Genomic DNA, 10,572 nt, shown 5'->3' with positions numbered 1-10,572 from the left:
CCGCCAGACTGCCCGGCGGGGAACGGGGGTGTACAGGGCGACTGGAGGCCTTCGGCCTGCGGGGTGGTGAAGGTGGGGAGCGCGGGGCGCCCTTTTGCTGCCGGGGCGGCGGCTTTCCGGCTGCTCTCGCGGGGCCGGCGGCACCGGGTCCGTTGACGGCTGGACTCCTCGACGCCGGGCCCGCCTTGACTCCGGGCGGCCCCCCGTACGCCTCCGGCGCTCAGTCCTCGCCCCCGGCCAGTTCCTCCGCCAGCCGGTCCAGGAACACCTGCTGGCCCGCCACCAGCCGCTCCCGTGCCTCGTCCGGCGGGAACCAGGCCACCCGGTCGATCTCGGGGAAGCTGCCGGTCACCCCGGAGCCGCGCGGCCACTCCATCTCGAAGGTGCCGGGCACGATGAGCCGCGGATCGAGATCGCCCTCGACGGCCCAGACGGTCACCACCTTGCCGCTCGGCTGGCGGGCCTCCCCCAGGGGAAGGTAGCGGCCGTCGGGCGGCGGCATCCCCAACTCCTCCTCGAACTCCCGCCGGGCGGCGTCCTGCGCCTCCTCCGGAGGGACGTACTCGCCCTTGGGCACGGACCACGCCCTCGCGTCCCGGCGCTCCCACAACGGGCCGCCCATGTGCCCCAGCAGCACCTCGACTCCGCCGGCCGTGCGGCGGTACACCAGCAGCCCGGCACTTCGTTTTCCCGCCATGGCGGCTACTGTTCCCCGCCGTCGTGCGCGGCAAGCACCGTCTCGACGGTGTCCGCCTCGTCCGCCGTCTTGTCCTCCCGGTAGCGCACCACCCGCGCAAAGCGCAGGGTCACGCCCGCCGGGTAGCGCGAGGAGGTCTGCAGTCCGTCATAGGCGATCTCGACGACGAGTTCCGGACGCACCGTCACCACATGGCCGTTGTCCGCCACCGCGAGCTCCCGCAGCCGCTCGGTCTGCCAGCTGAGGGTGGCGTCCGTCAGCCCCTTGAAGGTCTTGCCCAGCATGACGAATCCGCCGTCCGCCGCGCGCGCCCCGAGGTGGAGGTTGGACAGCTTCCCGGTGCGCCGGCCGTGTCCCCACTCCACCGCCAGCACCACCAGGTCGAGGGTGTGCACGGGCTTCACCTTGAGCCATGCCGCGCCCCGGCGGCCCGCGCTGTAGGGGGCGTCCAGCGCCTTGACCACAACGCCCTCATGGCCCCGGCGCAGGGTCTCGGCCCAGAAGTCCTCGGCGGCCGCGCGGGCCCCGGCGTCGGACGGGTCCGCGACCACCTGGCGGCGCACCCGCTGGGGCGCCGGGACCAGCCGGGCCAGCTCCGCGTGCCGCTGTGCCGCGGGCAGTTCCAGCAGGTCGCGGCCGTCGACCGAGAGCACGTCGAAGAAGACCGGGGACAGCGGCAGCGCGGCCTGCGCGGCGGCGACGTCCACCCGTGAACCGAACCGCCCCGCGACCCGCTGGAAGGGCACCGGCCGGCCCGCACCGTCCAGGGCGATCACCTCGCCGTCGAGGATGAAGCGCTCGGCCGGCAACTCCCTTGCCAGCGCGGTGACTTCGGGGAGCCGGTCGGTGACCTCGTCCAGGGTACGGGTGTGGATGTGCACGTCCGGCCCGTCGCGGTGCACCTGTACGCGGATGCCGTCGAGCTTCTCCTCCACGGCGCAGGCGCCGAGCTTCTCGATGGCCTCGGCCACCGTCTTGGCGCTGTGCGCCAGCATCGGCCCGACGGGCCGGCCGACGGTGAGCCGGAAGCGCGCGAGCGCGTCCGGCCCCTCGGCGAGCAGCGCCTGCGCCACGTTCTGGAGCGACCCCGCCAGCATCACGGCCCGCCGGACGTCCGCCGCGGGCACCTGGGTGGCGGCGGCGAGCCCCTCGACCGCGATGGCGTCCAGCGCGCCCTGCCGCACCTCACCGGTCAGCAGGCCGACCAGGAACCGCTGCTCGCTCTCCGTCGCGGCGGCCAGCAGCGCACGGACGAGTCTGCGCCGCTCCTCCTGCGCCCCGGCTCCCGAGACCTGCGCCAGGGCGGTCAGCGCGGTGTCCACGTCGCGTACGGTCAGGGTGGCGCGCTCGGCGGCCGCGACCGGCTCGCGCAGTACGCTCCAGCCGACCCCGATCCGCCCCTGGGGCAGCCGCCCGGCGAGGTACGGGATGACCACCGGGACGTCCTGGGGCGCCGCGTCCCGGAACAGCCCCGCCAGCAGCGCGATCTTCCGGGAGCGCGCCGACGTCGCGGCGACGTCCGCCGACACCTGGGCGAGACCGGCCAGCAGCATAGGGCCATGGTGCCCCCATGGCGCCGTTCCCGCTTCCCGGCCGGCCCGTCCGCCCGCCGCAGCCCGGTCACGGGGCGAGGTAGGAGTGGAAGACGTTGTCCGGGTCCCACTGCGCCTTGACCTCCTGCAGCCGGTCCCAGGTGGCGGGGGCGTACGAGCGCCGGGGCCGGGCCGCGTCGGCCTCCAGGTCCGCTTCGGCGATGTAGTGGGGGCCGTCGCCCTGCGGGTCGGCGGCGGCCATGACGTCCCGCACCCACTGCGCGTTCGCGTCGTCCGCGTCCGGGTCCTCCCAGACCCCGTAGCAGACCAGGTAGGACTCGCCGAGCGGGGCGAAGGCCATGTTCCGCAGCAGGGCGGGGTCCGTGGAGACCGGCTGCACGGGCGAGAGCACCAGGGACTTCCCGGACGGGGCGCGGGCCACCACGTCGGCGATCCGGCCCAGTTGCGTCGTATAGCTCTCCGGCGACCACAGGGTGTCCGCCGCATACCGGTGCAGGGGCGGCCAGAGGACCGCCGCGCCCTCGTGCAGGGCGGCGAAGGAGGTCGGCGCGGGCGGCTGCCGGGTGACGGCGAGTTCACCCAAGGGGCAGTCGGCGAACGGCTCCAGCGCGTGCAGTGCCTCCCGCTGTGTCGCCGCGAACGCGGTGGCACCGACCGTGATCCGCAGCCCGGGCGCGCCGTCCGCGGCCGGTTCGGCGGGCTGGAGGACGAACGCCACCTCGACGTACGGCGGGAGGCCGCGGGCGACCCGCTCCGTCCACTCGGTCACCCGGGCGAGCGCCGCCATCGGAAACGTCAGGGAGGTCGCCATGATCGAGGCGGGGTGGGGGTGCAGGGCGAGGCGGAAGCGGGTGACGACCGCGCAGAATCCCGGGCCGGCGCCCCGCGCGGCCCAGAAGAGCTCGGGGTGCTCGCGCTCGCTGCACGTGACCGTCCGCCCGTCGGCGGTGACGGCCCGGATCTCCAGGACGTCCGCGCAGGACGCCCCCCATGCACGGGAGTTCCAGCCGAGGCCGCCGCTGAGCAGAAAGCCGCCGACCGCCACGCTGGGGCAGTGGCCGACCGGGAAGGCCAGATCCTGCGGGGTGAGGAACGCGACCAGTTCCTGTCCGGTGGCGGCGGGCTCCACCGTGACGGTCGCCGGGGCGGTGTCGGTCGCGGGCGTCAGGCGGCACTCCCGCAGCCCGGAGAGGTCGAGCAGCAGACTCCCGTCACGGAGTGGCGAGCCGGACCAGTTGTGCCCGCCGGAACGCAGCGACACCCGCAGCCCGTGTGCGCGGGCGTAGCGCACGGCGTGCGCCACGTCCGCTTCCGACGCGGCCCGCATGACGGCCTCGGGGAACCGTTCGGGCAGCAGCGCGTTCCACACCGCACGGGAGCGGGCGGTCTCGTAGCCGGCATCGCCCCGCCGGATCAGTGCGCCCGTGACCTCTGGCCCTGGTTCCGGTACGGGTGGACACATCGCGGTCTCCTCACCAGATCTGGCCGGTGATCAGACCGAAGACACCGATGGACACCAGATAGCCGAGCACCACCACCCCGGTGCCCAGCACCTGGATCCGGCGGCTGGTGCACCGTTCGGGCACCAGCCAGAAGGCGAGCGCCCTGTTCACCAGCGGCATCAGCAGCCAGGTCAGGGCGCTGACGCTCAGCACGTTGGACAGGAACAGGCCGATGTACCCGCGGATGGTGAGCTTCTCCAGCGCGATGCCCACGGTCAGGTTGAGCACCATCACCGTCGGATAGAGCGCCAGGACGACGGACATCGCCTGTTTCCAGTTGGGCGGGGCGGAGCCGCCCTTGCCGTGGTCGAACTGGAACCAGCCGCTGAACGCCGACCCGACCTTTCGGACGTCGTACGAGATGAAGTGCTTGCGTCCCTCGTCCAACAACGCCGAGCGGACGTCCGACTCCAGCCAGTCGTCGAGGTGTTCACGCGAGTCGAACCGGAAGACGACGACCCAGTGTTCCTGCACGCCTTGGACCGGCTTGAACAGCTCGGATCCCATGAAGCCCGGCGCTTTCTCCTGCGCTTCGAGCGTTTTCTCCTGCCAGTTGAGGAACGCCTGCTCGTGTCCCGGCTTCACCTCGTGCGAGATGACGGCCGTGACCGCTTCCGGGGCCTGCTCGGCGGGGGTGCCGCCGCGGAGCACCTCCTGCGTCGGAGGGCCCTCGAAGAGTTCGGCCGCCTCCTGGAGCAACGCCTGCCGCCGGCTCGAATCCAGCCAGGCGGTCAAGTGGTCCATGTCGGAAAACCGGAATACAGTGACCCATTCATTTTCTTCGCCGGCGCCGGGCGGATATACCTCGGCGGCCACAAATCCGTCGAATTCACGGGCCGCGCCATTCGCCTTGTCCTGCCACCGCTGATACTCATCCATCCGTCCCTCGCGCACCTTCTGCGAGGTCACGACGGTGGCATTCTCGGCCGCGGAACCACGGCTTGCACGGGGGCTCACCTTGAGTAGCCTAGTACACAAGGGATTTATCGGGCAAATGGAGAATATGCCCTACCGTTCCGCAGAGGAATCGATGCCGATCGGAGACCCCGTAATGGACCAGAAAGAACTCCTCGCAGAAGCCGTCCGGCTCGCCACGGAATCCGTGGAGAACGGCTGGGGCGGGCCGTTCGGCGCGGTCATCGCGCGCAACGGGAACATCGTCGCCCGCGGGCAGAACCACGTTCTGCTGACCGGCGACCCCACCGCCCATGCCGAAGTCGAGGCGATCCGGAAGGCCGTGCAGGTCCTCAACCCGGATGCGCCGAGCATCGCCGTGGACCGTCAGAACGAGAGCACCCTGAGGTACGTCCCCCGCCCCGAGGGGTCACCGGACCCGCTCCCGGAGCGCGCCCGGATGCTCCAGGGCCACGAGATCTACATCAGCGGCGCCCCCTGCCCGATGTGCATGAGCGCCATCTACTGGGCACGGATGGACGCGGTGTACTACAGCTGCGACCTGGAGGACACCGCCAAGATCGGCTTCGATGACTCGTTCCAGTACGAGGACTTCCAAAGGCCGCTCTCCGAGCGCAGGATCAAGATCGAGCAGATCTACCCCGAGATGGGCGCCCATGCCTACGAGGCATGGAACAAACGGCGGCTCCAGCACGCCTACTGACGCACCGACACCACCGGCAGGCGCCGGGCCCCGCCGGACGGGCGGCGGCCCGGCGTCTCGGCCTGCGCGGGGCGGCGAGGGCCCGGCGGGGCGCGCGGGGCGTCACTCGTACATCACGTACTCCGGCTGCGGCCGCAGGGCCAGCACCTCCTTCGGCGTCATCAGCCGGCTGCCCTGGGCGTCTTCCTCGTAGAAGAGCTTGAAGCCGGTGTGGAGGCCGTCGGGCAGGTCATGGACCAGCCGCTGCCAGGTCCCGCGCTTCAGGCCCGGGGAGCCGATGCCGTCGGCACTCTTGATCAGTGCCACACCGGGCTGGGGACGCAGCGCGGACTGCGCGCGCACGACGGACGTGGCGACCTGATGGAAGACCAGCGGCTTCTGCGGCAGATCGTGCGCCTCGACCAGCCCGGACAGATAGCGGGCCACCTCGGTCAGCTCATGGCCGTCGGTCCGCCCGTAGGTGTCACCCGGCACCTGACCGCGGGCCATCTCCCATTCCGGGTCGAGCGCGATCCCCACATCGGGGTGGACGAGCCAGTCGCGCAGCGCCTTGACCTCGTCGAGCACGGACGCGCGGCCCGGCTGGATGTTCAGCAGCAGCAGTGCCCGCCGGTCGCGCGCCACGCGGTGGAAGCGGCGGATGGTCGCAGCGGGCGTCCGTGAGCGGTAGGTGCCGTCCGGGCCGGCCGTGGAATTGGCGACGGTCGCCAGGAGTTCGAGCACGGGCAGCGGTTCGCGCCCCGCGGCGTAGCGGTGTGCCACCTTCTCCACCTCGGCGGCCCGCTGTCCCGGCTCACCGGTCCCGAGCCGGCCGAGCGCCGCGGCATCGGGCAGCCCGCAGAACCCGACCAGCCGGTAGCGCGGGAACAACTCCCGCCCGCCACGAGGGAGTTCGGGACGGCGCCGTTTGACCGGACGGGCCGGTTGCCGCGCGGTCGCGGAGCCGGACGGGCCCGGAGCCCCGGTCCCGGCGGAGGGGGACGAGCGCGAGCTGCCCGGCGGTGACGCCTTGGGGGCGGGGTCGGCACGGGAGGGGGTACCTCCGCATCCGGTGAGCGCGCCGAGACCCGCCGCCGCGGTGACCGCGAGCACCCGTCGCCGGGTCGCGTCCGGCGACGGCACGGGCCGGGCGGAGCGGCCTCCGACTGCCCGCGCCCCGGGTATGCCGGAGCCGCTTCGACCTGACACCTCGTCCGTCACACTGCCTCCGTCCCCCGGCGTCCGGCCGATGACCGGGCGCCGGTTGTCGTGCGGACAGGTCCTGTCCGTGCAGTGCGCATCTCCACACCCCCCGCGGCAAAACTTGGACGGAAACGATCAAGCCACGCTCGCCTCGGCCGCCCCGGCGGACCGGGCCGCGTAGCGTGAGGACGTGATCAGGCCCCGACGCCTCGAAGCCCTCGACAGCTCCCCCGAAGCCGTCCGCCGCCACACGCCCGTACGCCGCCTGTGGTACGCCGCCTACGGCTCCAACATGCACCGGGAACGGCTGACCGCCTACCTGGCCGGCGGCCGGCCCCCAGGCGGGCTGCGCACCTACCCCGGCTGCCGGGACCCCCGCGACCCCACCCGTACGGCACCGCTCATGCTGCCCGGCCTGCTGTACTTCGCCACCGAATCGCAGGTGTGGACCGGCGGCCGCGCCTTCTACGACCCCGGCCCCGCGCGGGCCGCCGGTGCGAGCCAGCCCGAACTGCCCTGTCGCGCCTATCTCCTGACCACCGGCCAGTTCTCCGACATCGTGGCCCAGGAGATGTACCGGGAGCCCGGCGAGGATCTCGATCTGACGCAGGTCCTCGCCCATGGCCGGGCCCGGATCGGTCCCGGCCGGTACGAAACCCTGGTGTGTGCCGGGGCGCTGGACGGATATCCCGTCCTGACCTGCACGGCCCCGTGGAGCAGCGACGACGTCGCCCTGAACGCCCCCTCGGCCGCCTATCTGCGGCACATCGGGGCCGGGATCGTCGCTGCCCACGACTGGAGCGTGCACGGGACCGCCCGGTATCTCGCGGGCTGCCCGGGAGCTGCCGGTCACTGGACGGCCGGGGAGATCGCGGCGCTGCTCAGCGCCGCGCCGTGACCGGCGGGGCGGTGCGTCCCGCCTCCCCTTGGCCGGCGCGCGGTGCGTCTCTCCTCCGCCGCCGTGCCCTGACCGACGCGCGGTGTGCGCCTCCTCCCCCACCGCGCCCATCCCCAGGACACTGGTGCCCTCCGGCCGGCGCCCCGGCCCTGACGACCCAACTTCGGCGAGGACCATGATGAGAAAGATCGTCTTGTCCATGTCGGTGTCCCTTGACGGCTTCATCGAGGGACCGCACCGCGAGATCGACTGGCATCGGGTCGACGACGAGCTGCACCGCCACATGAACGAGCAGCTCAGGACGAAGGGCGCCTTCCTGAGCGGCCGGGTCACCCATGAGCTGATGGCCGGATTCTGGCCGACCGCGGACGCCGACCCGTCAAGTACCGCGCCCATGGTGGAGTTTGCCGGGATCTGGCGGGACATGCCCAAGATCGTGTTTTCCCGGACCCTGGAACGGGCCGACTGGAACACCACCATCATGCGGGACGTCGTCCCCGAGGAGATCAGGGCGCTCACGGCACAGCCGGGCGGGGACCTGGTCCTCAGCGGCGCCGACCTCGCCGCGGCCTTCCGGCAGCACGATCTGATCGACGAGTACCGCGTCTACGTCCACCCGGTCCTCATCGGCCGCGGCAAACCGCTGTTCGCGCCGTCGGACACCACCGCCGATCTCCAGCTCGCCGGGACCCACGCCTTCGGCAACGGCGTCGTCCTCCTCCACTACCGTCGCGCCCGGGCCGCCTCGGCGGCGTGACTCCCCGACCAGGCAGCACTGCGGGCAGACCGTAGGCCGTGCTGGAGAAGCAGTATCGGTCGCTGGGACGGCTTGAACCTCACGCGAAGTGATGGCAGTTCGTCCTCTCGTACGGCGTGCCCGGGTTGGGCTGTGGATTGGCCTGTCCGAGTGAAGTCGGGTCAAGGGCATGGTGTCGTATTGATGATTTCGAGTTAATGGTGGTGACCGTTTTCCGGTGGGTTGCCCATCTCTCCCGGGGAGAGAGGCAACCCCTGCGGTGCGCCGGTGCGTGGTACCTGTCGGCGTGTCCTCTCTCTGTCCCGGTGTGCAAGTGGTGATCCGGTTCGCGTCTACCGGCACCGTGCGACGCGGGCTCCGGTGGGACTTCTTGGGCGGCCCTCTCAGCTGAGAGAGGTTTGTCATGGAACCGACTACGGGTTGGTTGGGAGCTCCGGCGGTGGCCGGCGGGTTTCGGCCGGGTCTACCGGCCAGTGGATCCGAGGTGGCCGCGGTACGGGGGCTTGCGGTCGCGCCCTTCAGCGCGGCGTTCTCCACGGTGACGATCCCGGCGGGCACGAGCCCGCTGGCGGTGGCGGTGGCGCCGAACGGCAACGTCTACGTCGGCAACGCCAATTCCAACAACGTGACGGTGATCAGCAGCACCACGAACACCGTACTGGCCACCGTCCCCGCCGGCTCAAACCCGGCCATGATTGCGGTGGCGGCGAACGGCAACGTCTACGTCACCAACCAGAGCTCGAGCAACGTGACGGTGATCAGCAGCGCCACGAACACCGTCCTGGCCACCGTCCCCACCGGCGGGGGCCCGTTCGCACTGGCGGTGGCGCCGAACGGCAACGTCTACGTCGCCAACAGCACGTCGAACAACGTGACGGTGATCAGCAGCGCCACGAACACCGTCCTGGCCACCGTCCCCGTCGGCGCGGTCCCGGACGCGGTGGCGGTGGCGGCGAACGGCAACGTCTACGTCGCGAACCGGAACGCAAACACCGTGACGGTGATCAGCAGCGCCACGAACACCGTCCTGACCACCCTCCCCACCGGTGGATTCCCGGGCGCGGCGGCGGTGGCACAGAACGGCAACGTCTACATCGCCAACCAGACCTCGAACAACGTGACGGTGATCGACAGCGCCACGAACACGGTCCTGGCCACCGTCCCCGCCGGCACGGTCCCGGGAGTGATCGCGGTGGCGCCGAACGGCAACGTCTACGTCACCAACACCGTTTCGAACAACGTGACGGTGATCGACAGCGCCACGAACACGGTCCTGGCCACCGTCCCCACCGGCGGGGGCCCGTTCGGGGTGGCGGTGGCGCCGACCGGCAACGTCTACGTCGGCAACAGCAATTCCAACAACGTGACGGTGATCAGCAGCACCACGAACACGGTCGTGGCCACCGTCCCCGTCGGCGCGTTCCCGTTCTCGGTGGCGGCGGCGCAGAACAGCAATGTCTACGTCACCAACGCCAATTCGGCCAACGTGACGGAGATTTCGCCGTTGACGGTGACGACCTCGCCGGCGTCGCCGGTGTGCGGGCAGCCGGTGACGTTCAACATTTCCGGGGGGACTCCCAACGGGACAGCGGTGGTGAACTTCGGGGACGCCAGCCCCACGGTATCCGTCCCCCTGGACGCCACCGGGAGCGGGCAGACCACCCACACCTACACCGCGGGTTCGTTCACCGCGACCGTGAACGGCAACCCCACCTCCGTCACCGTGAGCCCCAACCCCACAACGACGACACTGTCGGTGACGCCGAACCCCTCCTCCTGCGGGCAGAGCGTAACCGTGTGCGCCACCATCACCCCGGCACCAGCCACCACCTCCGTGCCGACCGGCACGGTCACCTTCACCCTCCCCAACGGCCAGACCCAGATGGTCCCCGTCAACGCATCGGGGCAGGCCTGCTTCACCACCACCGCCCTGACCACCGGCACCCTCACCGCCGTCTACAGCGGTGACAGCTGCTTCACCGGCTCCAACGCCAGCACCCCCGTCACCGTGAACCCCACCCCCACAACGCTGACCGCGCAGCCAGGCACGATCCGGCTCCGGCTGACCCCGCTGCCCGAGTTCTACATCCCCACCCTCAGCGCCACCCTGACGACCACCTCGGGGATGCCGGTGGCCGGCCAGCCGGTGACCTTCACCGCCACCACGCTCTTCGGCCCGGTCAACCTCGGCACCGCCGTCACCGACGCCAACGGCACCGCCACCATCCACAACGCCGTCGTCCCCGTCTTCGCCATCGCCACCCCCTTCTACACCGCCACCTTCCCCGGCAATGCCTGCTACACCGCCGCCACCGCCCACGGCATCCTGCTGTTCATCCCCCTCCCGGCCTGATCTCCTTGACGC

9 protein-coding genes are annotated in these 10,572 nt (G+C 71.4%); 4 read left to right on the top strand and 5 right to left on the bottom strand.

Features of this window, described 5'->3' with window-relative positions; translation table 11 throughout:
- Window positions 1-220 precede the first annotated feature (220 nt).
- From CPH93_RS30485 to CPH93_RS30470, 4 genes are all read right to left on the bottom strand, one after another.
- On the bottom strand, window positions 221-697 hold the full coding sequence (locus tag CPH93_RS30485; protein WP_096214675.1) for an NUDIX domain-containing protein: 477 nt from the start codon (window positions 695-697) through the stop codon (window positions 221-223).
- A 5-nt stretch (window positions 698-702) separates the two neighbouring features.
- Window positions 703-2,250: an ATP-dependent DNA ligase gene (locus tag CPH93_RS30480; protein ID WP_096214674.1), complete on the bottom strand. Its 1,548-nt coding sequence runs from the start codon at window positions 2,248-2,250 to the stop codon at window positions 703-705.
- Between the two features lie 67 nt (window positions 2,251-2,317).
- Window positions 2,318-3,712, bottom strand: coding sequence for an FAD-binding oxidoreductase (locus CPH93_RS30475; RefSeq protein WP_096214673.1), 1,395 nt, complete (start codon window positions 3,710-3,712; stop codon window positions 2,318-2,320).
- A gap of 10 nt (window positions 3,713-3,722) precedes the next feature.
- Window positions 3,723-4,709 carry an antibiotic biosynthesis monooxygenase gene (locus CPH93_RS30470; protein ID WP_231977008.1) on the bottom strand — a complete coding sequence of 329 codons (987 nt, stop codon included), beginning with the start codon at window positions 4,707-4,709 and terminating at the stop codon, window positions 3,723-3,725.
- 94 nt (window positions 4,710-4,803) lie between these two features.
- On the opposite strand from CPH93_RS30470, the gene CPH93_RS30465 reads away from it, so the two are divergent.
- Window positions 4,804-5,370, top strand: a complete 567-nt coding sequence (locus CPH93_RS30465; RefSeq protein ID WP_093482053.1) for a nucleoside deaminase — start codon at window positions 4,804-4,806, stop codon at window positions 5,368-5,370.
- 102 nt (window positions 5,371-5,472) lie between these two features.
- On the opposite strand, the gene CPH93_RS30460 is transcribed toward CPH93_RS30465, so the two are convergent.
- Window positions 5,473-6,492: a hypothetical protein gene (locus CPH93_RS30460; protein WP_231977007.1), complete on the bottom strand. Its 1,020-nt coding sequence runs from the start codon at window positions 6,490-6,492 to the stop codon at window positions 5,473-5,475.
- Window positions 6,493-6,742: 250 nt separating this feature from the next.
- Here CPH93_RS30460 and CPH93_RS30455 point away from each other — a divergent pair, with 250 nt between their 5' ends.
- The 3 genes from CPH93_RS30455 (at window position 6,743) to CPH93_RS30445 (ending at window position 10,560) form a co-directional block, all read left to right on the top strand.
- Complete coding sequence (locus tag CPH93_RS30455) at window positions 6,743-7,450, top strand: histone deacetylase (RefSeq protein ID WP_173909911.1); 708 nt, start codon at window positions 6,743-6,745, stop codon at window positions 7,448-7,450.
- Window positions 7,451-7,628: 178 nt separating this feature from the next.
- Window positions 7,629-8,207, top strand: a complete 579-nt coding sequence (locus CPH93_RS30450) for a dihydrofolate reductase family protein (protein ID WP_093482055.1) — start codon at window positions 7,629-7,631, stop codon at window positions 8,205-8,207.
- Window positions 8,208-8,691: 484 nt separating this feature from the next.
- On the top strand, window positions 8,692-10,560 hold the full coding sequence (locus CPH93_RS30445; protein WP_096214670.1) for a virginiamycin B lyase family protein: 1,869 nt from the start codon (window positions 8,692-8,694) through the stop codon (window positions 10,558-10,560).
- The last annotated feature ends 12 nt before the right edge of the window (window positions 10,561-10,572 follow it).

The sequence above is a fragment of the Streptomyces sp. 2323.1 genome (genome assembly GCF_900221035.1).
Classification (GTDB): domain Bacteria; phylum Actinomycetota; class Actinomycetes; order Streptomycetales; family Streptomycetaceae; genus Streptomyces; species Streptomyces sioyaensis.
The sequence above is the reverse complement of the archived record's forward strand: the minus strand, read 5'-3'. Positions and strand labels throughout refer to the sequence as shown.